The sequence below is a fragment of the Brevundimonas sp. GW821-FHT02A10 genome, assembly GCF_059422025.1.
On sequence record NZ_JBWKWC010000001.1, the window covers coordinates 35,951 to 58,919 of the forward strand.

The window sequence follows — 22,969 nt, forward strand, 5'->3', positions numbered from 1 at the left end:
GGTTTCATCCAGGTGACCGCCCCGGCGTCACCGGGCCGAAAACGCGCTGAAAACTGGCTTTCAGGGCCGCATCGGCGTCGTCCATCGACGCCGTGATCCCGAGGTCCAGCAGGCTGGTCACCCCATGCTCCGAGATGCCGCACGGCACGATCCCGCCGAAATGATCCAGATCCGGTTCGACGTTCAGGCTGATGCCGTGGAAGGTCACCCAGCGGCGCACCTTGACCCCGATGGCGGCGATCTTGTCCTCGCGCGCCCAGCCCGCGCCCTTCCGCTCGACCCAGACCCCGACGCGGCCTTCGCGCACGCCGGCCTCGACCCCGAATTCACCCAGGGCGCCGATGATCCAGTCCTCCAGCCCGCGCACCAGGGCCCGGACATCGCGGCCGCGCCGGTTCAGGTCCAGCATCACATAGGCCACCCTCTGGCCCGGCCCGTGATAGGTGAACTGCCCGCCTCGTCCGGTCCGGTGCACGGGGAAGCGCCCGGCGTCCAGCAGGTCGTCGTCCTTCGACGAAACGCCCGCCGTATAGAGGGGCGGATGCTCCAGCAGCCAGACCAGCTCCGGCGCCTCTCCGGCCGCAATCGCGGCGACCCGGGCCTCCATCGCCGCCACAGCCGGCTCATAGTCGACATAGCCGGTCGCCACCGCCCATTCGACCGGCGGCCCGTCGGGACGGAAAACACCCGAATCCTTTGCAGAATCCGTCGCGGAAGGGGCGGGATTTAACGGGTCGGCAAGCATGACGGACTCAATGTGTGCGCGAACGCGTGCGCGCAAGACCTCCTCCTGCGCGCTCCGAGGATTAAAGAGTACCCCTTGAGCCAGATCGATTCCGTCGACGTCGAGATTTCCGTGGTGCTGGGCCGTTCGGTCCTGCCCATGTCGCAACTGCTCAAGATGGGCCGTGGCGCGGTGATTCCGCTCGACGCCTCCGAGCACGACGAGGTCTGGATCCTGGCCAACAACCACCCGGTCGCGCGCGGCGAGATCGAAATCCGTGAGGACCGGATCGCCATCACCGTGACCCGCCCGGCCGACGTCTATGACTTCATGGCGGGCGCCGCCTGAGCCCGCGCCCAAAGCCGTGGGGTGACACCGGGATTAACCAGGTCTTTCGCCTGACGGCGGTAGCGTCTTCTGCACTGCCGCAAACTATTCTAGAGATCGAAACAGAGTTGGGATCGCCTGACGGTCGGAGGAACCTCCGCCCGCTCGCATCCGGGGCCGGGGGAGCGCCGAAGTGAACTATCTGTGGCTGTTTGTCGGCGCGGTGATCCTGACCTACTGGGTCAGTCGCGTGATCATTCGCCTGACCGGCACGCGCCGCAAGACCTGGGGGCTGGTCGGCGTCCATGCCGTGACCTTCCTGGGCCTGGCCCTGATCACAGGCCTGATCCGCGGCGGACTGGTCACCTTCGACATGTGGTCGCTGTTCCTCTTCGCCGGCACCGCCGTGCTGTGGTGCCGCTACGACATCGTCCGCCGCAACTCGAACTGACTTCCGCGCCCTGGCCGGTAACGCAAAAACGCCGGATCGAGGATCCGGCGTTTCTGTTTGACGTCAAATAATCCGGCGCCCGCTCAGGGAATCATGGCTCGCACGGCTTGGAACACGGTCAGGTCGGGGCGGCTGACGGGCACGAAGGCGATGCCCTTGACCGAGAACCGCTCCAGCGTGAACTGAACCCCGAGGCCGCTGTAGGCGATGACCTTGGTGTCGCCGTAGTATTTCTGGGTGTCGGGCGTGCCCAGCGCCGTCCAGATGGTGTCTTCCGTCGTATTGATGCCGATGCCCAGGAAAGGCGGGCAGGCGCCCCGGTTGGCGCCGTCGGCGTAGCACAGGATGGAATCGGCCTGTTCGCGGTCGTTGTAGTTGAAAGTGACCGTGCTGCCGCCGCGCTTGTAGACCCACTGGCTCGCACCCTCGGTCTCCGGCGGGCCGGAGATATAGCGCGTGTCTGTCTTGGTCATTCCGCGCCACAGGCCGCCCGTGACGGTCGCCGCATGATAGATCCAGCCGCCCGACGCCGCGACATACAGCGCCGCCGCGCCGGCCATGACCAGGGGGGCGAATTTGCTGACGGCCTGGTGCTGCAGGAACGAGTTGGCCGTGGTCAGGCCACGTCCGCTGCGCTCCCCGCTCCGGCGACGCCTGCGCTTGACCTCGCCCTCGCTCGGCTTCGTATCCATCAACTATCCCCAGACCCCGGCGCCGCAGCGCCCTTTTTCGCTTATGATATGATCGTTTCAGAACCCGCAAGGGCCTGCCCGCCTCAGGGGAGCCAGTCTTGCGACAAACTTCCTGAGAAAGGATGTGCAAACTGGCGCTTCCCTTTCTTGTCGGGTTCCGTTATCAGCCCCGCTCCGATGCGAGCGGTCGTGGCGGAATTGGTAGACGCGCAGCGTTGAGGTCGCTGTGGGGCAACCCGTGGAAGTTCGAGTCTTCTCGACCGCACCATCGATCACACGCCGGGCGAAACCCTACCAGTTTCGCGGTTCGGGCGGGTGACACACAAAAACGGGATTGGTTTCGAGCCGATTCCGTACAAGGGATAGATATCGGCGCGACCGGCTGATTCACATCGAGAGGGAGGCCCCCGCGTGAGCGACAAAACCGCCACTCTCGACCCCGAGGTCATCACCGAAGATCACGAGGCCCTGGACGAGGACTACGTCCTGACGCCGGCCTTCGTCGAAAAGGTCGCCGACGCCGCCGACGAAGGCGACGGCATGCGGCTGCGCTCCCTGCTCGAGGACCTGCACCCGGCCGACGTCGCCGACCTGATGGGCTATCTGAATCCCGAGCTGCGCGCGGTCATCATGCTGTGGCTGCCGCCGGAGCTGCTGGCCGACACCCTGCCCGAGCTGGACGACGGCATCCGCGAGGAGGTGCTGGAGCGGGTCCCCCACCTGACCCTGGCCGAGGCGCTGCAGGAGCTGGATTCCGATGACGCCGCCGCCGTCGTCGAGGACCTGGAGGAGGATCAGCGCGAGAAGGTCCTGTCGGCCATGCCGGCCGGCGACCGCGCCGCCATCGAAAGCTCGCTGGGTTACGAGGAAGACTCCGCCGGCCGCCTGATGCAGCGCGAGGTCATGGCCGCGCCCGCCTTCTGGAACGTCGGCGACACCATCGACCACATCCGCCGCCAGAGCGACGACCTGCCCGAGCTGTTCTTCGACATCTATGTCGTCGATCCGATGAACAAGCCGGTCGGCGGCCTGCCGATCAGCCAGCTTCTGCGCGCGCCCCGCGCCGCCAAACTCACCGACCTGATGGAGCCGATCAACGAGATCGCCGTCGATCAGGACCAGGAAGAGGTTGCCTACATCTTCGAGAAATACCACCTGATCTCGGCCCCGGTCATCGACGCGGGCGGCCGTCTGGTGGGCCAGATCACCGTCGATGACATCGTCAACATCATTCAGGAAGAGAACCGCGAGGACATCCTGCGTCTGGCCGGTGTCGCCGACGAGGACCGGGGCTCATCGGTGCTGGAGATCGTGCGCGGCCGCGTGCCCTGGCTGACCATCAACCTGGCGACGGCAGCCCTGGGCGCCAGCGTCATCGGCCTGTTCGAAGGCACCATTCAGCACATCGTCGCCCTGGCGGTCCTCATGCCCATCGTCTCGGCGATCGGGGGGAACGCCGGCACCCAGGCCCTGACCGTCACGGTCCGCGCCCTGGCGACGCGCGAGCTGAACTCCGCCAACGCCGGCCGCACCTTCTGGCGCGAACTGTTGGTGGGTCTGGCCAACGGTCTTGTCCTCGCCCCCCTGATCGGCGTCGTCGCCGGCTTCTGGTTCCGTGATGAGGATTGGCGCATCGGCCTGGTCATTGGCGCGGCCATGGTCCTGAACCTCCTGGTCGCGGCTTCGGTCGGGGTCCTGACGCCCCTGACCCTGTCCAAGCTGAAGTTCGACCCGGCCGTTTCCTCGGCCGTCTTCGTCACCGCCACGACCGACTTCTTCGGCTTCCTGATCTTCCTCGGCCTGGCGACCATCGTTCTCCTGTAGAAACGACCCACTGCACATCACGGTTAACGGACCGCCTGAGGGTGGAATCCGGTTTCGGGCGGCGCCGCAGTGCGGCAATGTTGCGGCGCGGTGCTTGCTCCTTCTTCGACAGGGCGAACCCGCCTGTCTCGATTTGGGTCATTCCGTGTCCGAAGCCGTCATCCAGCGCCTGAAGATCTCCCGCGAGGGGGTCATTCTGATCAAGAGCTTCGAGGGCTTCCGCCCCCGGGCGATCCGCCGCGACGACGGCCAGTGGGTGATCGGCTACGGCCACACCCTGTCGGCCCGCGAAGGCGCCACCGTCAGCGAGGCTGACGCCGAGCTGCTGCTGCAATACGACCTGATCCCGGTGGCCAAGGCCGTCAACGAAGGCGTCTCCGCCACCGTCAACCAGCACCAGTTCGACGCCCTCGCCAGCTTCGCCTTCTCCGTCGGCGTCGACCGCTTCCAGTCCTCCGATGTCCTGTCGCGCCTGAACGCCGGCTTCGCGGGCGAGGCCGCCGACGCCATGATCGGCTGGCCCGAGCCGGTCGTCGCCGAGACCGCCCTGCGCCGTCGCGCCGCCGAGCGCGCCCTGTTCGTCGCCAATCCGGGGGCGCCGGTCGCTCTCGCCGACCTGCTCTCCGCCCCCCTGCCCCCGCCCTACCGGGGGCCGGTCGAACCGCCCGTTCCGACGCCCGTCGCCCCGGTCGAGGCCGAGGTCCCGGCCGAGTACCTTGCGCCCGATCTCGCCCAGGACGCGGTTCAGGAGCCCGAACAGGAGCCGGACCAGAACGCCCGCCACGCCGCCGTCGCCGCCCTCCTGAGCGACCCCGCGCCCGTTCTGCATCAACCCGAGGCCGAGGCCGAGGCCGAAGCCGACATCGCCCATATCGAAGCGCCCGCTCTCGAAGCTCCGGCTGTCGAGGCCCCCGCAGCCGAAGCGGCGGTCGAACCCGCCGAGGCCGAGGCGGCGGCGCCCGAGACCGTCGAAGTCGCGCCCGAGGAGCCGGCTCCGGCTCCGCCCCCCTCGACCTTCACCGCCAATCTGTCGATGCAGCGCTATTCGGCCTATGCCGGATCCATCATCGGCCCCCTGCCCGGCGCTATTCGCTCGCCGATGGTCAATGCCTTCCAGGCCCCCGAGAAGGCCGAGGCGCCCGAGGCTGCCCCGGCTCCGGCGCCGGCCGAGCCTGTCGCTGCGGAATCAGACCCGGTCGCGCCTTCCCTCACCGAAACGGCCCCGACGGAGATCGCTCCTCCGGAGGCCATCGTTGAAACCGGCATCGAAGCCGAGGTCGAAACTTCCGCCGAAACCCGGGCCGAGGCCGGCTTGGATACGCCTTCGGCCGAGCCGACGCCCGTCGCAGCGCCCTGGTACGTCGGCGAGGCCCCGGGAGCCGAAGTCGCCCCGGCCGCCCCCTTTGCCTCCGCCCCCGTCGCGGCCTCTCCCTTCCCGGAGCCCGCCGCTCCCGCTGAATCGGCCCCGGTTGAGGCGGTCCCGGTCGAGGCTTCCGCCGAAGCCGTGGTCGAAGCCCAGCCCAACCCGTTCGCCCTCGTCGCGCCTCCGGCTGAAGTCACGGCGCAGCCGTCGGCGTTCGACACCGCTCCGGCGCAGCCGGCGCTTGAAATCCCTGTTTTCGGCGCGGCTCCGGCCTTCACGCCCAGCCCTTGGCCCGCCGCCATCAGCGCGACCAGCGAGCCGCGCACCGATGGCGAGCTTCTGGTTCTCAACGGGGCGCCCGAGAGCGAGGTCTTCGCCGCCCCGCGTCTCGTCTGGCCGCACAGCGAACAATCGGGCGACGAGGCCCCGGCCCTGTTCGAGGACGACGGCTCGCTTCGTCTGGCGCCCGGCAACATCCTGCGGCACGAGGTCGTTGAAGAGACGCCCCCGGCCCGGCTTCCTTGGGGCGAACTGGCCGCCTACGGCGTCATGGGCGGCTTCGGCCTGGTGTCGTTCGGCATGTCCATGGCCGCCTTCCGCCGCGCGGCGGATGACAACAACGGCGGCGACGGCGTCATCCTGATCGCTGTCGTCCTGGCTGTCGTCGGGGCCGCCTGCGTGGGCGTCTCGGCCTATAATCTGTACCGCCGCTGGGGCCGCACGGAAGAGGAATAGGCCGCGCCATTCCTTCGGGAACGCCGCCTGACCTGCATCGTTGAACCTCCTCGAAAGAGGAGGTTTTCCATGCCCGCCAAATCCGCCGCCCAGCAGAAGGCCGCCGGCGCCGCCCTGTCGGCCAGGCGCGGCGACACGCCCAAATCGAAGCTCAGGGGCGCCTCGAAATCCATGGCCGAGTCCATGACCGAAAAGCAGCTCGAGGAGTTCGCCCACACCAGTCGCAAGGGCAAACCCGAGCACGTCGCGGCCAAATGACGCCGCAAGATTACGACCGGCGTTCGACAACCTGAAATCGCCGTAACACTCTGTGTCAGCGCTGGCGCCGGGCTCCGCCGCCGACTACATCACCCCCGGGGCCGCATTGGGCCGATGATCGGCCGACGATGTCTCTGGTTCACGCCTCTCCCGACAACCAACGCACCTTCTCCCAGGTGCTGCAAGCGCTGGGCGTGGCGGAAGGGCCGACCCTGACGCTGGGCGAGGTGGTCGAGGCCTTCGGTGACCGGGGCCTGGGCGCCCTGATCCTGGTTCTGTCGCTGATGGCCCTCTTCCCCTGGCCTCCGGGCGGCAAGGCCGTCTTCGCCCTGCCCATCATCCTTCTGGCGACCGAGCTGGCGTTTCAGCGCAACGAAGTCTGGCTGCCGCGCTGGGCGCTGCGCGCCTCGGTCAGCCGCGCCGCCTATCGCACCGCCGTGTCCAAGGTCATCGGTCCGATCCGTCGGGTCGAGAACCTGACCCGCCCGCGCCTGACCTTCCTGACCGGGGCGATCAGCGAGATCCTGATGGGCCTGACCTGCGTGCTTCTGGCCGTCGTCATGGCCCTGCCCGTCCCGCTCGGCGACCTGCTGCCGGCGCTCGGCCTGATCTTCTTCGCCCTCGGCGTCATGCAGAAGGACGGCGTCGCGGTCCTGCTCGGCATCCTCGGGACCCTGGCCACCGCCGCCTACCTCGCCCTGATCTGGCGCACCGCCGTCGAGGCCGCCCACCACGCCGCCAGTTGGCTGGCCCACATCGCCGGCTGGTTCGCCCATATCCCCGGCTGGTTCGCGGGGCTGCTGGGATAACGAAATCCCGCGCTCAAGCAGTGAGCGCCCGCGGCGCGAGCGCTAGCGCCAGCAAAAAGGGCCGCCGGATTGCTCCGACGGCCCTCATTGTCTGACCGCGTACGGCCTGACCTAAAACCAGTCTGAAAGGATCAGACCCGGACCTCGTGGGAGGACCAAGCTTCGGTCACCGTACGGGTTTGGGACAATGAGATCACTTGATCACCTCCTTTCGCTGCTAACAGGGAAGATGAAGGTGGGACTCGATGGCGCGGTCGTCAATGGGGTTTGGCCCGATGTCCGGCGCCGGTCTCTGGCGCGATAGTCTCCGGGTTCGAAGGCAAACCCGAGGTTCACGATGCGGGTCGCGCATCATCAGAACACCCATGTGAACGAAGGCGGCGGCTACGCCCTCGCCTTGGTGATCATCGCCCTGGCCGGCGTCGTCGTGGAGATGGCGACCGGCCCCCTGTTCTTCTGGCTGCTGCCGCGCCAGTGGCTGGGCGTCCACGTGGTCCTCGCCGGTCTCTGGCTGATCGTCTGGGCCATCTCGACCAGGGCCCGACCCGTGCCCGGCTGGATTTCCGCCATCACCCTCGCCGTCACCCTCCTCCCGGTCTTCGGCTGGCTGTTCGTCGTCGGCGTCTGATCAGCCCAACTCACACACCAAATCGCGCTCAAGCAGTGAGCCGCCGCGCGGCGAACGGTAGCGCACCAAATATGCCGCTCAAGCAGCGAGGCCCCGCGGGCCGAGCGTTAGCGCACTAAAATGCCGCTCAAGCAGCGAGCGCCCGCGGCGCGAACGTTAGCGCGGCGGCGAAGCCGCTCCCCTCAAGAAAAAAGGAAGCGCCGGAGAGGTTTCCCCCTCCGGCGCTTGATCCCTGAACGCATCCTTAGTTGCGGAACAGCGACGTCAGGATTTGCGGCGCCTGGTTGGCGATGGACAGAGCCTGGGCTCCCAGCTGCTGCTTCGTCTGCAGAGCCTGAAGCGTGGCGCTTTCCTTCGCCAGATCGGCGTCGACCAGATTGCCCACACCCGTTTCCAGCGCGTCCGACAGCTTGCCGACGAACGTGGAGTGGGTGGAAACGGCCTTCGACGCCGTACCCAGACGCGCCAGGGCGCCCGAGACCTTGTCGATGGAGGCGGAGACCAGAGCCAGGGCCGAGGTGGCCTGGGTCGCGGTTCCGATGGTGGTCGTCGCGGTGACGGTGACGTTCGTGGACCCCAGCGCCAGGACTTCCGGCTTGACGGTCAGGGTCGCGGTGCCAGCCGCATTGGCCAGGGCCTGGAAACCCGTCGCGCCGACCTTGATCAGGTTGATCCCGTTGAAGTCGGCGTTGTTGGTGACCGTGGTGATCTGGTCGCGGATGGCCTTGAAGTCTTCGTTCAGCGCGCTTCTGGACGCCGTCGACAGCGACTTGTCAGTCGCCGCCAGTGCCTTCTCCTTCAGTTGGAGCAAGAGGTCAGAGACCGACTCGCCCGCAGCCAGCGAAACGTCGACAGCGGACTGACCGCGGTCGAGCGAGGATTTCACCGCTCCCAGAGCCGAGATATCGGCGCGTTGCCCCTGGGCGATAGCCCAGATGGCGCCGTTATCCTTCACGCTGGCGACCTTCTTGCCCGTATTGATGCGGGATTGCGTGGTCGCCAGTTGGGCGTTGGTCGCGTTCAGGTTCTGAAGCGCAATGAGCGCGCCAGGGTTCGTGTTGACCGAGTTGGCCATGGGGGTGTCCTTCCATTCTGGTCGGGGAGAAAACGGCCTTCTGGCCGTCGAGCCGGTTCTTGGCTCGGAAGGGCACACGCAAGACAAAGGCCAGACCTTGCGGGTCTGGCCTTGTGTAAAATCAAGGGTTTGTTTCAGCTCTGTATGGTTAACCCGGCATGTTGCGCCGGGGACCGGTCAGGATTTGCCGGGCGGAAAATGTCGCGCCCGAAGCCGCGTCAGGCGGCCTGCTGAACGCCCTGGGCCAGGCCCTGCATGATCGACCGGTTGATGTCGATCAGGACCTCGAAATCGTCCTCGCCGCGCATCACGACCGAGGAATGCTTGCCCACGAAGATGCTGATGGAGATGATCTGGGCGCGCAGGGCCATGGGCATCGAATTGCCCGGGTCGGCGCAATCCGTGGCCAGGGTCGACCACAGCCGGCGGTTCCAGTCCAGGGCGTCGATGCGCGTGGCGACATCCGACGCGTCCGCGGCCGCGGCCTGCATCAGCGCCCGCGTCACCTGACCGAACAGGCGGTACTCCATTTCCCGCGGGGATTCAGCCCGCGAGGCCGCCTGCTTGTACGCCTGAAGCATCACTCAACCTTTGTCACTTGGTCTTCGTAGTCCACCAGTTTGCGGGCGGACATCAGGGCCTTGTAGTACTCGCGGGCCATCACGTGCTTGGAGGCGTCGACGCAGTCCTGCATCGCCTCCGGATTGCGCGTGGCGCCCATGAACTCGGTCACCCGGCGCACGAACTCGTCATAGACCTTGGGGGCCGATGTCTCGTCCAGGTACATCATCATGACCGGGAAATAGATACGCTTGGCGGGGGTGGTGACCTCCTCCAGCTGCATGATGTCCTTCTCACGCAGCACCGAGGCCTTGTTCTGGAGGATCAGCACGCCGCGGCGGTCGCCGTTCTGCACGACAGCCCCGTTCAGGACGAACTTCTCACCCGGCTTCAGCGACAGTTTCAAAGGCATCCGGCAGGTCCCCAATCTCACCCGCACGTCGTCTGTAACGCACGAGGGCGAATGCAGGTTAAACGGACGTAGTTAACCATCCCTTGTGAGGCTTGCGGCCAATCTACGTATCGAGGGCGATTTCACGTCCCGCAGCGCACGATTTTCCATGTCCGTACTCGCCGCCGATCCTTCCGCCTCCGAGGAAGAAGTCCATGCCCCGATGCCGGTCGCCCAGGGCGCCGCGGGCGACGCGGCCTCGCCTGAGGCCATCCGCCGGCTGTCCAAGGCCCTGGCCGGCGACCGCACCTCGGTCAAGGCCCAGAAGAAGGCGATCGAGGCCCTGAAGGCCGCCCTGGCCCTGGTGCGCATGGGCGATTACGAAGGCGGCGCCAACCGCGCCCTCCAGGTCCTCAAGACCGACGAGCGCAACGCCCTGGCCTGGCACGTCCTGGCCATCTGCCGCGAGAAGAGCGGCCATCTGTCCCACGCCCTGACCGCCTATGAGGCGGCCCTCGCCCTGCACCCGGAAAACCCGGATATCGCCCACGATCTGGGCCGTCTGGCCCAGCGCCTCGGCCATCTGGAGATCGCCGAGAAGCTGCTTCTGAAATTCCTCAACGCCAACCCGGGCCACGTCGAGGGAACCAACAACCTAGCCTGCGTCCTGCGCGACCAGAAGCGCTACGACGAGGCCATCGACCTTCTGCGCGAGCTGATCCAGATCGAGCCGACCGAGCCGACCCTCTGGAACACCCTCGGCACCGTTCTCAGCGACCAGGGCCAGATGAGCCAGTCGATGACCTTCTTCGACGAGGCCCTGCGCATCGACCCCGCCTTCGCCAAGGCGCGCTACAACCGCGCCAACGCCCGCCAGCCGCTCGGCGACCACGAAGGCGCGCTCGAAGATCTGGACGCCGCCATTCCCGGCGCCGAAGGCCCCTATGAAGCCGCCATGATGACCATGGCCAAGGCCCTGACCCTGATGGGCATGGGTCGTCTCAAGGAGGGCTTCGAAACCTATGAGATCCGGCTCGACCCCGAGCTGACCGAGGCCATGCACGTCCTCGTCGACTGCCCGCGCTGGGATCCGAAGACCGAAGACATCGCGGGCAAGCGCGTGCTGGTCGTCGGCGAACAGGGCATTGCCGACGAGATGGTCTTCGGCACCGTCCTTCCCGACATCGTCGAGGCCGTTGGCCCGACCGGCAAGGTCTTCATCGCCGTCGAGGCGCGGCTGGTCGATCTCTATCAACGCACCTTCCCGACCGCCGTCGTCGGCGGCCACCGCGCCGTCCGCCTCGAAGGCCGCCTGACCCGCTTCGTCCCCTTCATGGAGGAGATCGCGGAGAAGGAAGGCCCCGCCGGCGGCAAGGCCGACTGCTGGGTCCCCATGGCCAGCCTTTCGGCCATCTACCGCCAGCAGCTCTCCGACTTCCCTGACCGCGACGGCTATCTCGTCCCCGATCCGGCCAAGGTCGCCCACTGGAAGGCGGAGCTGGAGAAGCTCGGCCCCGGCCTCAAGGTCGGCCTTCACTGGAAGAGCTCGGTCCTGACCGGCGTGCGCGCCCGCTACTTCTCGAACTTCGAGCGCTGGGCGCCGGTGCTGACCGCCCCGGGCTGCGTCATGGTCAATCTCCAGTGCGGCGACGTCTCCGACGACCTGGCCGCGGCCGAGGCGGCGGGGGCGAAGATCTGGACCCCGCCGATCAACCTCAAGGACGACCTGGACGACCTGGCCGCCCTGTCCAATGCGCTCGACCTCGTCATCGGCCCGGGCATCGCCGGCACCAATATGGCCGCGGCATCCGGCGCGAAGACATGGCTGATCCACGCCCCTGACGACTGGCACCTGCTGGCGACGGACCGTTACCCCTTCTATCCGCGCGTCCGCACCTTTGCGACCGGCGGCTTCGACGGCTGGCCCCGCGCCATCGCCGAGGTCCGCGCCGCGCTCGATCAGGTGGTTAAGTCAGGCTTCTGACGGAACAGCCGCGCTGGGCCGAACGTTCTCCCCTGTGAACAAACAGGGAGGCGAACCATGCCCGATCTCGATGACGGCCGCGACGAACAGGATCAATCCGAAACCTTCGACGAGACCCATCTCGACGACGAAGGTGACGGCGACTTCCTGCTCGATGAAGCCGATGACGTGCTGGACGTCACCCAGGCCGAGGGCGATGCCGACGAAGACGACTTCGACGAGGACGATCAAAATCTCGACGACGAACTCGGCGCCTCGGGCATCGAGGCGGAGGCTGACGCCATCCTCGGCGCAGACCGAGAGCGCGTGAACCAGATCGACGCCGAGAGCGACGGCCTGCGCGGCGAGGACGAGGTCGAACTCGTCTATTCCGGCCTGATGGAGAACGAGCGCGGGGCCCAGGCCAGCGCCGCCCATTGGGAAGCCAAGACCCTCTCCGAGGACGACATCGACGATCTCGGCTACGGCCCGGACGGCGCGCAACAACAGGAGCAAATCCGATGAGCGATATCGAAAAAGCCAGGGAAGACTGCGACACCGGCATCCCCCACGCCCGCCGCGCCGCCCCCCAGAAGGGCAAACCCGACCAGCTCAAGGACGCCCTCGACCTCGCCGAAGACCGCCAGGAAGCCCTCGTCGACGAAGGCATCGAGGAAACCTTCCCCGCCAGCGACCCGGTCTCCGTGAAGCGGATCACCTAGCCTCTTCCTTCTCCCCTTGCGGGAGAAGGTGGCAGCCGAAGGCTGACGGATGAGGGGTCACGCAGGCGAAGACGGTGAGGGCTGTTTCCACCACGCAGACCTTCTATGCCTGCACGACCCCTCATCCGTCTCGCTTCGCGAGCCACCTTCTCCCGCAAGGGGAGAAGGATCATGCACCAACCTCGCACGCCCTCTGCCCCAATCCCCTGCCCTTTCAACCTCTTCCGCCGCCCCACCCCCATTCGGTCCGGCGCCCTCGAAACCCGGCGTACACTCCCCGCACCTCGGGTCTTTGACATCGCCACCCCGCCCCCAAGGCCTTCACCCGCCTGTGCACGCGAGTGCAATCGATGCACCCGGTGCATCCAAATTTAAGTTGAGCGCTTTCAACGCCCTCTGCCCTGAACCTTCCATCCCCCCTACGAATTGCACTCGGAGTGCAAAGATTTTTTCCGCGTGCAACGCTCCCGCCCGTTCCAACCTTATCGTTGTTAACCCCCGGCTTCGGCGCTAGGCGTCATCGGGACTGACCGGAGCCAGCGCATGACCCAGCCGACCGACCGGTTCGAGGGCACCTCGAACTACATCGCCACCGACGACCTCAAGATCGCGGTCAACGCCTCGGTCGCCCTGCAGAGGCCCCTCCTGATCAAGGGCGAGCCCGGCACCGGCAAGACGGTCCTCGCCTATGAGATGGCCCGGGCGCTGAACGCTCCCCTGATCACCTGGCACATCAAGTCGACGACCAAGGCCCACAACGGCCTCTACGAATACGACGCCGTCAGCCGCCTTCGGGACTCCCAGCTCGGCGACGAGCGCGTCCACGACGTCCGCAACTATCTGAAGAAGGGCAAGCTGTGGGAGGCCTTCACCTCCCCCGTCCGCCCCGTCCTGCTGATCGACGAGATCGACAAGGCCGACATCGAGTTCCCCAACGACCTGCTTCAGGAACTCGACCGCATGGAGTTCTACGTCCAGGAGACGGACGAGACGATCCGCGCCGAGATCCGCCCGGTCGTTGTCATCACCTCGAACAACGAGAAGGAGCTGCCCGACGCCTTCCTGCGCCGCTGCTTCTTCCACTACATCCGCTTCCCCGACGACCAGACCATGCGATCGATCATCGAGGTCCACTTCCCGGGCATCAAGCAACGCCTGGTCTCCGAGGCGCTCAAGACCTTCTACGAGATCCGCGACACGCCGGGCCTGAAGAAGAAGCCCTCGACCTCCGAGCTCCTCGACTGGCTCAAGCTGCTGATGGTCGAGGACATCGACCCGGAAACCCTGCGCGAGAAGACGCCCAACAAGTTGATCCCGCCGCTGCACGGGGCCCTGTTGAAGAACGAGCAGGACGTCCACCTGTTCGAGCGGCTGGCGTTCCTTAACCGCCGCGAAGGCGCCCGACCCGGTTCTTGAGAACCTTTCGCATTTCATGCCTGACACGGGAATGGACCGACATGGTCATGTCGATTACCGCGATTTCACTGGAATGCGACGGCGTTCAGCGCAGGATAGGCGCGTGAAGAGGACTACGCCTATGCCCCGCCTGACCTCCCCCCGCCTGACATCGCTGGCCGCCTGCCTCGCCGTCCTTGCGCCTGCCCTGGCCCTGACCGCGTGCGACAACGACGGCGTCCGCATCTCCACCACCCGCTCCAGCACCGACGCCAAGGGCGTCCTCAAGGTCGTTGACGCCCTGCAGTGCCCCGACAGCATGGGGTCCCTGACCCGCAAGGGTTCGGCGCGGGCGGACGGCTGGGTCTGCACCTACACGGGTCCGCGCGGGGCCGAGGTCGAGCTTCACCTCGTTAACCTCGGCGACGACGGCGTCGATCCCATCCTCAAGCGCTTCGAGGCCGGCCTCCTGACGGCCATGCCCCAGACCGCGGCCGACATCAGCCGCTCGGCCGCCGACGCGGCTCGCGCTGACGCCGACGCCGCTCGCGCCGACGCGGACTCCGCGCGCGCCGAGGCCGAATCCGCCCGGGCAGAGGCTGCCGCCGACGCCCGCGCGACCGGCGCCGACGTCGCCGACAGCGCCCACGTCAGCGCCCCCGGAATGAGGGTCGACGCCGAGGGCGACCGCGCCTCCGTCCACATGCCCGGCATCCACGTCGAGGCCAATGGCGACAACGCCGACGTCCGCATCGGCGGCATCACCATCCACGCCAACGACGGCGACGCCTCGGTCAACGGCCATCTGACCACCGGCGAGGGCGAGAAGGCGGTCAGCTTCAAGGCGCGCGATGACGCCGCCGAGATCCGCACGCGCGCGCCGGGCGAGGCCATCCGCCAGACCTACCTCCTGACCGACAACCGCGCCTCGCCGAACGGCTGGCGCATGGTCGGCTATGAGGCGCGCGGCCCCCGCACCGGCCCGATCGTCATCGCCACGGTCCGCTCGCGCGAGCGCAACGCCGACGGCGTCTTCGACGATGCCAAGCGGCTCGTGACCCTCAACGTCGGCGAATAGAGGCCCCAAAAGAGTGAAGTGACCATCCGCGCGGGGTTGATCACGCCGCCGCAATGGGTCACCTGACCTGCCGACAGCAGGATCAACGACTTGGCCGACCCGACCTCGAAGAACGCACCCCGAGCCTGGCAGCGCATGCTGTCCGGTCGCCGCCTCGACCTGCTCGACCCCTCGCCGTTCGACATCGAGATCGAGGACATCGCCCACGGCCTGGCCCGCGTCGCCCGCTGGAACGGCCAGACCATCGGCGAACACGCCTTCTCGGTCGCCCAGCACTCCTGCGTGGTCGAGGAGATCGCGGTCCATATGAAGCCGGACCTCGACCCCAAATGGCGTCTGGCCGCCTTGCTGCATGACGCCTCCGAGTACGTCATCGGCGACATGATCTCCCCCTTCAAGGCGGCGCTCGGCGTCAGTTACAAGGCCTTCGAGGCCCGCCTGGAAGACGCCATCCACGTCCGCTTCGGCCTGCCGCCCAAGTCGCCCGTGGCCATCAAGACCCTGATCAAGAAGGCCGACCGGGCCTGCGCCTTCTTCGAGGCCACCCAGCTGGCCGGCTTCGGCCGCGCCGAGTCGCTCAAGATCTTCGGCGCCCCGCCGGCGGGCTACGACCTGACCATCGACCCCCTGCCCGCGCCGATCGCCCAGGCCCGCTATCTCGAGCGCTTCCGCGTCCTCGGCGAGGCCGTCGGCATCATGCCCGCCCCCGACGCCTGGCATACGGAATAGGCATGGCCTTCGGAGGGGAGCACGGGGTTCGGATCAGTCTGTCAGCGGTCGTCATGGCCCTGCGCGATCCGCCGCGCGGCGGGCGGCTGTGCGTCCTGACCACTGGCGCGGGCGACGCCACAGCCCTGCCGTCCGGTCCCTTCGACCCGGCCCATGACCGGACGTTCGAGCTGTCCCTGCGCGCCTTCGTCACCGCCCAGACCGGCTTCCGCCCCGGCTTCGTCGAACAGCTCTACACCTTCGGCGATGCGGGCCGCGAGAGCCCCCGCGCCGCCCCCGGCCCCGATCAGGCGCGGGAGATCTCGGTCGGCTATCTGGCCCTGACGCGCGAGGCCGCGACCGCGGACGCCGCCGAGGCTCACTGGACGCCCGTGCTCGACGCCTTCCCCTGGGAGGACCGCCGCGCCCCGAAGGACCCCGCCCGCACCCTGATCGCCGAGGCCCTGCGCGGCTGGGCCGGCGCCGACGCCCGCCGCCTCGCCCGCGCCGAGGGCCTGTTCGCCCTCGCCCCCGGCGCCCGCTGGAACGAGGAACGCGTGCTGGAGCGCTATGAGCTCCTCTACGAGGCCGGTCTGGTCCCCGAGGCCGCCAGAGACGCAGGCCGCGCCGCTTCGGCGGCCCTCCCCGGCCTGGCCATGGCCTCCGACCACCGCCGCATCCTCGCCACCGGCCTGGGTCGTCTGCGGTCCAAGCTCAAGTACCGCCCGGTCCTGTTCGAACTGGCCCCCGAGACCTTCACCCTGTCGGGTCTCCAGTCCGCCGCCGAGGCGGTCGCCGGCCTGCCCCTGCACAAGCAGAACTTCCGCCGCGGGGTCGAACGCACGGGCCTGGTCGAGGCCACCGGCCGCCTCAGCGCCGCCACCGGCGGCCGCCCCGCCGAGCTCTTCCGCTTCACCGGCGCCGACCGCGAAGGCGGCCCCAACGACGGCCACGCCCCCGGCCTCGCCCTCCCCGCCCAGCGCTAGTTCGGAGGCCGTTCGGCCCTTGGCGAGAAAATCGTCCGTACCCGCTTGCGGCGCACGCCGGGTCCGACTAGAGAAGCCCCTCGCTCGACCAAGCGTACTTACGGCCCCGCGGAGAGGTGGCAGAGTGGTCGAATGTACCGCACTCGAAATGCGGCGTGCCTGGAAGGGTACCGTGGGTTCGAATCCCACCCTCTCCGCCACCGGCCTTTGAATTAAAAAGAAAATTCCAGGCTGGATCGCTTCTGACCCACATCCGGCCCCACAACGGATTGTGATGCCCCTCACGATCCCTACCGAGGCCCCTGCCATTGCCTGCGTGGATGGGTGTCGCCTATGCGCCAATAGCTGACGTTGGCTTGCGTCTGAGAACAGGACATGACGCGCCGATCGCTTCGGCCCGCAGCCGCCATTAAATCAAGCTGCGACGTTCGACGTCACAGCGCGCTCACACGCCGGCCAAGGCTTTGAGCCGGCAAATGATGCAGTCAGGCGGATCATCGCTTCCAATCGTGTCGAATCGGCCGCATCCGGACGAACAGTGCGCTTCGATCCCGTTAATGAACCTTCACGGCTTTCATGGCGCGCAAACCTTCGGCTTAATGCTGCAACGCAACATCGCGGAAGGACGCCGATGCCCCGCATTCGCGGTTTCAGAGGGATCCATTCCCCATATCAGCCATCGCCGGGGCGATAAGGATCCGATCGTGCGCGCGCGTCCTGGTCGTTCCCTATGGCTTGCCGACGAGATTTTACCGCACGAGCCGGCATTGCGCGCATGGCTGAGCCGATCCCGCGTCGCCGGGCTGGAAATCGATGACGTGATCCAGGAAGCCTTTGCGACCCTGGTCGCTCTGGACACAGTCGATCATATCCGCAGTCCCCGGAACTATCTGTTCCAGACCGCACGCTCGATCGTTCTGCGCCATCTTCGCCGTGCCCAGGTCGTCCGTTTTGAAGCGCTGCCCGGCCCCGAAGACGCACAGTTCGCCAACGATGAAAGGTCCCCGGAAGACGCCGCCATTCTGCGCGACCGGCTTCGGGACGCCGATCGCCTTCTGGACGCCCTGCCCGACCGCGCCCGCGAGGCCTTTCTGCTCAGGCGGGTTCAGGGGCTCAGTCAGAGAGAGATCGCGGCCCGGATGAACGTGTCGGAGAACACAGTCGAAAAGCACATCGGCAAGGCGCTCCGGTTGATTATGCAGGCTGTGGGCACAACGCATGGCGGAAAACCGTCCTCTCAAGTATCTAGCCCCCCAGACACGACGGACGGGCCTTCAGACGGCGCCGATACGAGGACGCGGCTTGGCTCAGACCGGCATGAATGAGATCGACGCGATCGCGGCCGACTGGGCGGCGCGGCTGGACGGCGCCTCGCCCGGCCCCGAGGCCGAGGCGGCGCTCGACGCCTGGCTGGCCGAGGACATCCGCCATGTCGGGGCGTTCGCACGCGCCCAGGCCCTCCTCATCGCCTACGAAAGAGTGGGCACGGCCGCTACGACCTCAAGACCCCGCGCCATACAACCGGACCGGCGACGCCTGCTCTGGGGCGGTGGCATGGCGGCGGGTCTGGCCGCGCTCACCGTGGGCGGCTTCTGGATAGCCAGCGCCGAGACCGCCTATGCAACCGGCTTGGGCGAGCGGCGAACGATCCCGTTGAAGGACGGCGGAACCGTCGTCCTGAACACTGAAAGCCGTGTCGGCATTCGGGACGCGGATGGCCACTGCCGGATCACCTTCGAACAGGGCGAAATCCTCGTCCAGACCGGAGCCGGACCGACCGCCGTACGATGCGGCCATGTGACGATCTCCTCGGCCGGCGCGACCTTTGGTCTGCGGCAGTACCCCGACCGGTCCGTTCTGACCGTCTTCAGCGGGCAGGTTTCGGTCACGGGACAGGACATGCCCCTGGGCGCCGGCGAACGGCTGCAGCTCAAGACCGGGGGCGAGGCGGCGCTGACGCCGTTGGCGCCGGACGCTCTGGAACGCGAACTCGCCTGGCGGGATGGCCGCATCGCCCTGCAGGACGCGACACTCATCGAAGCCGTATCGGAGTTCGCGCGCTATACGCGGGTGCAGATCCGGATTGAGGGCGCCGGAGTCGGGTCTAGAAGAGTTTCAGGGCTGTTCGCCGCGAACGATCCCGCCGCCTTCGCCCGCGCCGTCGGGGTCACGTCGAGCCTTGCCGTCCGGACCGAAAACGGGGTTATCACTCTGTCCGAACCCGCCGTTTAAGTTTTTCTACCGTCGCATGGCGGAAATCTGAACGTCACGCATCCCGGTTCCCAGAGGGGCCGCAATCGGTGGGGTCCCCTCGAGGGGAACTCACACATGACCACCATCACCAAACGCCTGCGAACACTGCTCGGCTGCGGCGCCGCCACGGGCATCCTGCTTCTTGCCGCCCAGGCCCAGGCCCAGACGGCGACGGAAACGCCCTCCGAGCCGGAAGCCTCCCAGGTCGACGAAATCGTCGTCACCGCCCTGCGCCGCGAAACCAATCTGCAGGACACCGCCCTCTCGATCAGCGCCCTCTCCGGCGGAACCCTCGAGAAGATGGGCGCCTCGACCATCCAGGATATCATCGCGGCGGTCCCGGGTCTGAATCTGACGGAAGGCAACACCGGTCAGCGCCGCATATCGGTGCGCGGCGTCCAGAGCGCCGGCGAAAGCACGGTCGGCCTGTATCTCGGCGAGACGCCGATCACCGGGCCCAACTCGGCGACCTCCGATCCTTCCAGCATGACGCCCGACCTCAATATGTTCGACGTCTCCCGCGTCGAGGTCTTGCGCGGTCCCCAGGGCACCCTGTTCGGATCCGGCTCGATGAGCGGCACCTTCCGCGTGGTCTTCAATCCGGCCAACACCGAGAAATATGAGGGCGGCGTCGATCTGACCGCCAACACCATCCACGGCGGCAGCGAAGGCTACTCCGCGCGCGGCATGGTCAATGTGCCCGTGGTCGAAGGTCTGCTCGGCGCCCGACTGGTGCTCTACGACGAACTGCGCGGCGGCTATGTCGACAACGTCCGACTGGGTCAGGAAGACGTCAACGAGGTGCGCGCCTACGGCGGTCGGCTGATGCTGGCCCTCACCCCGGCCGAAAACTTCAAGGTCACCGGCCTGATCACCCTGCAAAACCAGGATGCGAAGGACAGCAATGGCTGGCTGCCGGGCGTGGGCGAATACAAGAACGACAACTACACGAAGCTGCCCTTCCCCAACGAGTTCCGGCTCTACAACCTGGCGGCGGAATGGGATCTGGGGCCGGTCACCATCAACGGCTCGACCTCCTATTACACATGGGACGCCACCAAATATATCGACGGCAGCCTGTCGGCCCTGTCGGTGCGCGCCGCGGGCACCTATTGCGCCCGCTACAACGGCATCACCGGGACCTGTAACGCCACCCAGTTGGCCAACTACCGGGCCTATATCGACAGCGTCTTCCCGCTCAGCGGCTATCAGCCGATGCAGGTCGAATCCCGGGTCCATGAGCTCCGGGCGACCTCCAACTCGGACGGCCCTCTCACCTGGACTGTAGGCGCATTCTACGAGGACCGGTCGGATAGCGCGGTCAGTTCGACGGTCGAGGCCGATCCGGTCACGGGCGAGGTCTATTGGCCCATCGTCTACAACTTCTCGCGCAGCATCGCCGTCGCCCTGACCCAGAAAGCGCTCTACGGCGAAGCCACCTATGAGGTCTTCGATGGCCTGAAGGTCACCGCCGGCGTCCGCGCCTATGAGTACGACAAGACCTCGACGTCCCAGGTTCTGAGCACCAGCTACATCAACGCCTCGGTCGCCGGGCCCGCCTCCACCTATGACAGCAGCGCCTCGGGCCAGGTGTTCAAGCTCAACGTCAGCTATGACGTGACGCCCGACATTATGGTCTACGGCCAGTACTCCGAGGGCTTCCGCCCGGGCGGGATCAACAACACTCCCGGCCTGACCCCCGACCTGATCCCCTACAGTTCCGACAGTCTGGAGAACTACGAGATCGGGGCCAAGACGGCCTGGTTCGACAACCGTCTGACGCTCAACGTCTCGGCCTATGAGATCAAATGGTCGAACATGCAGATCTCGGCCAGCATCCCGAACTTCAGCTTCATCGCCAACGTCGGGGCCTCGACCATCAAGGGCCTGGAGATCGAGGCGACCGCCCGTCCGATCACCGGCCTGAACCTGACGGGCTCGCTCGGCTTCGTCGACGGCAAGCTGGACGTCGACCAGACCACCGGCCTGATCGTCGCGGCGGGCAAGGCGGGCGACACCATTCCCAACGAGCCCGACTTCAAGGCCGCGTTCGCCGCCGACTACACCTGGTCGATCACGACCGCCTTCGACGCCATGGTGCGTCTCGACTATTCGTACATGGGCGAGGCCATCTCCACCTTCCGCCCCACAAGCCCCTACTACGAGACCATGGGCGAGTTCTCGAACGTCAACCTCCGGGGCGGGATCGAGGGCGACGGCTGGGGCGCCTACGTATTCGTCAACAACCTGCTCGACGAGGTCGGCAAGGTGAAGGTGACGTCAAGCAACACCGAGGAGCAGCGGACCTACAGCATTCCGCCGCGCACCCTCGGCGTGAACCTGCGCCGCCGCTTCTAGCCCTACCAGAGCGACTACCGGCGACGTCCCGACGGCGTCGCCGGCCTTTTTCCGTTCCATTGAAAGCCAGATCCATGACCGGTTTCACCCGCAAGGACTTCCTTCGCTTCTCCACCGCCACGGCCGCGGCCGTGTCCGCTGGCCTCGGTAACGCCACCGGCGCCCAGGCCGCCGCCTCGGCGCAGACCGTGCCGACCTCGGCCCGCCGCACGCTCATCAAGAACGCCTCCCTCCTGACCATGGACGCCACACTGGGCGAGGTCGCCAAGAGCGACGTGCTGATCGAGGGCGGCAAGATCGCCGCCATCGGCCCGAACCTCTCCGCAGGCGACGCCATCGTCATCGATGCGACGGACATGATCCTGATGCCCGGGATGAACGACGGGCACCGCCACGTCTGGGAGTGTATCGAGGCCGGCCGCCTCGTGAAGACCCATCCGGCGGGCTACTCGACCTACCAGACCTGGAAGATGAAGGTCATGGCCTGCCTCACGCCCGAGGACCACTACATGGCCAACTACATCGGCGGCCTGCAATGCGTGGATTCCGGCGTGACCGGCGTGCTCGATTACGCCCATGGCCAGCAGGACGCCCCGCGGGCTCTCGCCGCGGCGAAAGGCCTGAAGGACTCTGGCGTTTCGGGCTGGTTCGCCTATCAGGACAGCCACACCATCACCTACGGCCCGGGCGCCACCCTGCCCCTGGCCGAAGCGGCGGCCATGCGCGAGGAGTACACGACCGACGCCCACTGGGCGACGATCGCCGCCGTTCAGGAACAGGTCCTGTCCGACACCTCGGCGCCGCTGCAGATGGGCGTGGCCATGTCCAACTCCTCCTACGGCAAGCCGCTGGAGCTGATCCGCGACAAGGAGATCGGCCGCGCCCGCGCCATGGGCATCAAACTGGTTGCCGCCCACACCGGAAAGCCCAAGAAGGAATGGCCGGCCGGCACCCTCGGGCATCGCGGCAGCGGCATCCTGGACCTCTATGAGGCCGGCCTGCTGGGCGAGGAATACCACGGCTCACACGGGGCCCAGATTACGGATGACGAGTTCGCCATCATGGCTCGGGTCGGCGCCCGCCACTGCTCGTCGGCCGTCGGCGAATTCCCTTATCGGGCGGCCGGCAACGGCCTGTCCAGCCACTGGCGCGCGCGACGCGCGGGCGTGAAGACCGGTATCGGGATCGATGTCGGCGTGGCCCTGACGGAGGAATACTTCGAGCATGTGCGCGGCGCCTTCTGGAGCATGTACCTCTCGGACGAGGGCGGCCAGGAGGCCGCCAAATACAAATCCGAAGATGTGCTCGACTACGCGACCCGCCTCGGTGCGCGCGGACTGACCGGCAAGGAGGACACCGGGGTGATCGCCGTCGGCAAGCGGGCGGATCTGGTGCTGCTGCGCACCGACCGGTTCAACTTCCCGCATATCGGCGGCCTTGCTGACCGGGTCGTGAACTTCGCCAATATGATCGACATCGACAGCGTCTGGGTGGCGGGTCGGATGCTCAAGCACGGCGGTCAGATGGTCGGTGTCGACTGGAAGCGGCTCAAGCAGCAGATGATCGACATCCAGAACCGCGTCTGGGCCCAGGCCGAGACCATCACCTTCACCTGATCTGTTGCGCCGGGGAGACGGCGCTCGCGGAATGTCGGCCGCAGCGAAGCTT

22 protein-coding genes, 2 tRNA genes and 1 pseudogene are annotated in these 22,969 nt (G+C 67.0%); 20 read left to right on the forward strand and 5 right to left on the reverse strand.

The annotated features are described in order from the left end of the window. Nucleotides 1-4 precede the first annotated feature (4 nt). Complete coding sequence (gene lipB, locus AC07U0_RS00225) at nt 5-745, reverse strand: lipoyl(octanoyl) transferase LipB (protein WP_494718033.1); 741 nt, start codon at nt 743-745, stop codon at nt 5-7. Between the two features lie 45 nt (nt 746-790). Between lipB and AC07U0_RS00230 the strand changes: the two genes are divergently transcribed. Continuing rightward, complete coding sequence (locus AC07U0_RS00230) at nt 791-1,072, forward strand: FliM/FliN family flagellar motor switch protein (RefSeq protein WP_494719164.1); 282 nt, start codon at nt 791-793, stop codon at nt 1,070-1,072. 172 nt (nt 1,073-1,244) lie between these two features. Then, entirely contained in the window at nt 1,245-1,502 is a 258-nt protein-coding gene (locus AC07U0_RS00235) for a hypothetical protein (RefSeq protein WP_494718034.1), read from the forward strand. An 83-nt stretch (nt 1,503-1,585) separates the two neighbouring features. Here AC07U0_RS00235 and AC07U0_RS00240 read toward each other — a convergent pair whose 3' ends face one another. Next, nucleotides 1,586-2,194, reverse strand: coding sequence for a hypothetical protein (locus AC07U0_RS00240; protein WP_494718035.1), 609 nt, complete (start codon nt 2,192-2,194; stop codon nt 1,586-1,588). 183 nt (nt 2,195-2,377) lie between these two features. Between AC07U0_RS00240 and AC07U0_RS00245 the strand changes: the two genes are divergently transcribed. The 6 genes from AC07U0_RS00245 (at nt 2,378) to AC07U0_RS00270 (ending at nt 7,811) form a co-directional block, all read left to right on the forward strand. Beyond that, a tRNA-Leu gene (locus AC07U0_RS00245) sits at nt 2,378-2,462 on the forward strand. Between the two features lie 143 nt (nt 2,463-2,605). Beyond that, nucleotides 2,606-4,018 (forward strand): magnesium transporter, encoded by a 1,413-nt coding sequence (gene mgtE, locus AC07U0_RS00250; RefSeq protein WP_494718036.1) that lies wholly within the window; start codon nt 2,606-2,608, stop codon nt 4,016-4,018. A gap of 145 nt (nt 4,019-4,163) precedes the next feature. Further along, nucleotides 4,164-6,116: a lysozyme gene (locus AC07U0_RS00255; RefSeq protein ID WP_494718037.1), complete on the forward strand. Its 1,953-nt coding sequence runs from the start codon at nt 4,164-4,166 to the stop codon at nt 6,114-6,116. Nucleotides 6,117-6,185: 69 nt separating this feature from the next. Continuing rightward, complete coding sequence (locus AC07U0_RS00260) at nt 6,186-6,374, forward strand: DUF3008 family protein (protein WP_494718038.1); 189 nt, start codon at nt 6,186-6,188, stop codon at nt 6,372-6,374. Nucleotides 6,375-6,502: 128 nt separating this feature from the next. After that, nucleotides 6,503-7,183 (forward strand): exopolysaccharide biosynthesis protein, encoded by a 681-nt coding sequence (locus AC07U0_RS00265; RefSeq protein ID WP_494718039.1) that lies wholly within the window; start codon nt 6,503-6,505, stop codon nt 7,181-7,183. Between the two features lie 337 nt (nt 7,184-7,520). Next, nucleotides 7,521-7,811 (forward strand): hypothetical protein, encoded by a 291-nt coding sequence (locus tag AC07U0_RS00270; protein ID WP_494718040.1) that lies wholly within the window; start codon nt 7,521-7,523, stop codon nt 7,809-7,811. A 244-nt stretch (nt 7,812-8,055) separates the two neighbouring features. Here the strand turns inward: AC07U0_RS00270 and AC07U0_RS00275 are convergent, their stop codons facing one another. The 3 genes and pseudogenes from AC07U0_RS00275 to flbT form a co-directional block, all read right to left on the reverse strand. Next, a complete protein-coding gene (locus AC07U0_RS00275; protein ID WP_494718041.1) occupies nt 8,056-8,886 on the reverse strand; it encodes a flagellin in 831 nt (276 codons plus the stop codon). Between the two features lie 218 nt (nt 8,887-9,104). After that, the gene (gene flaF, locus AC07U0_RS00280; RefSeq protein ID WP_494718042.1) at nt 9,105-9,470 is read right to left on the reverse strand and encodes a flagellar biosynthesis regulator FlaF; all 366 of its coding nucleotides are present in this window, start codon (nt 9,468-9,470) and stop codon (nt 9,105-9,107) included. Continuing rightward, nucleotides 9,430-9,859, reverse strand: a pseudogene (gene flbT, locus AC07U0_RS00285) (flagellar biosynthesis repressor FlbT). The gene flaF and the pseudogene flbT overlap by 41 nt, the downstream one beginning before the upstream one ends. Nucleotides 9,860-10,007: 148 nt before the next feature. Between flbT and AC07U0_RS00290 the strand changes: the two are divergent. The 12 genes from AC07U0_RS00290 (at nt 10,008) to AC07U0_RS00345 (ending at nt 22,917) form a co-directional block, all read left to right on the forward strand. Further along, nucleotides 10,008-11,822 (forward strand): tetratricopeptide repeat protein, encoded by a 1,815-nt coding sequence (locus tag AC07U0_RS00290; protein WP_494718043.1) that lies wholly within the window; start codon nt 10,008-10,010, stop codon nt 11,820-11,822. 57 nt (nt 11,823-11,879) lie between these two features. Next, nucleotides 11,880-12,326 (forward strand): hypothetical protein, encoded by a 447-nt coding sequence (locus AC07U0_RS00295; protein WP_494718044.1) that lies wholly within the window; start codon nt 11,880-11,882, stop codon nt 12,324-12,326. After that, on the forward strand, nt 12,323-12,523 hold the full coding sequence (locus AC07U0_RS00300; protein WP_494718045.1) for a hypothetical protein: 201 nt from the start codon (nt 12,323-12,325) through the stop codon (nt 12,521-12,523). Before AC07U0_RS00295 ends, AC07U0_RS00300 begins: the two co-directional genes overlap by 4 nt. Before the next feature lie 543 nt (nt 12,524-13,066). Next, nucleotides 13,067-13,939, forward strand: coding sequence for an AAA family ATPase (locus AC07U0_RS00305; RefSeq protein WP_494718046.1), 873 nt, complete (start codon nt 13,067-13,069; stop codon nt 13,937-13,939). A 121-nt stretch (nt 13,940-14,060) separates the two neighbouring features. Next, entirely contained in the window at nt 14,061-14,996 is a 936-nt protein-coding gene (locus AC07U0_RS00310; RefSeq protein ID WP_494718047.1) for a methyltransferase type 11, read from the forward strand. Between the two features lie 135 nt (nt 14,997-15,131). After that, nucleotides 15,132-15,725, forward strand: coding sequence for a YfbR-like 5'-deoxynucleotidase (locus tag AC07U0_RS00315; RefSeq protein ID WP_492034981.1), 594 nt, complete (start codon nt 15,132-15,134; stop codon nt 15,723-15,725). Nucleotides 15,726-15,727: 2 nt separating this feature from the next. Beyond that, nucleotides 15,728-16,690: an NUDIX hydrolase gene (locus AC07U0_RS00320; protein WP_494718048.1), complete on the forward strand. Its 963-nt coding sequence runs from the start codon at nt 15,728-15,730 to the stop codon at nt 16,688-16,690. Nucleotides 16,691-16,800: 110 nt separating this feature from the next. After that, nucleotides 16,801-16,890 (forward strand) — tRNA-Ser (locus AC07U0_RS00325). Nucleotides 16,891-17,247: 357 nt separating this feature from the next. Next, nucleotides 17,248-18,015 (forward strand): RNA polymerase sigma factor, encoded by a 768-nt coding sequence (locus tag AC07U0_RS00330; protein ID WP_494718049.1) that lies wholly within the window; start codon nt 17,248-17,250, stop codon nt 18,013-18,015. After that, nucleotides 18,008-18,922, forward strand: coding sequence for a FecR family protein (locus AC07U0_RS00335; protein WP_494718050.1), 915 nt, complete (start codon nt 18,008-18,010; stop codon nt 18,920-18,922). Before AC07U0_RS00330 ends, AC07U0_RS00335 begins: the two co-directional genes overlap by 8 nt. A gap of 96 nt (nt 18,923-19,018) precedes the next feature. Then, nucleotides 19,019-21,301: a TonB-dependent receptor gene (locus AC07U0_RS00340; protein ID WP_494718051.1), complete on the forward strand. Its 2,283-nt coding sequence runs from the start codon at nt 19,019-19,021 to the stop codon at nt 21,299-21,301. Between the two features lie 74 nt (nt 21,302-21,375). Then, a complete protein-coding gene (locus tag AC07U0_RS00345; RefSeq protein ID WP_494718052.1) occupies nt 21,376-22,917 on the forward strand; it encodes an amidohydrolase family protein in 1,542 nt (513 codons plus the stop codon). Nucleotides 22,918-22,969: the final 52 nt, after the last annotated feature.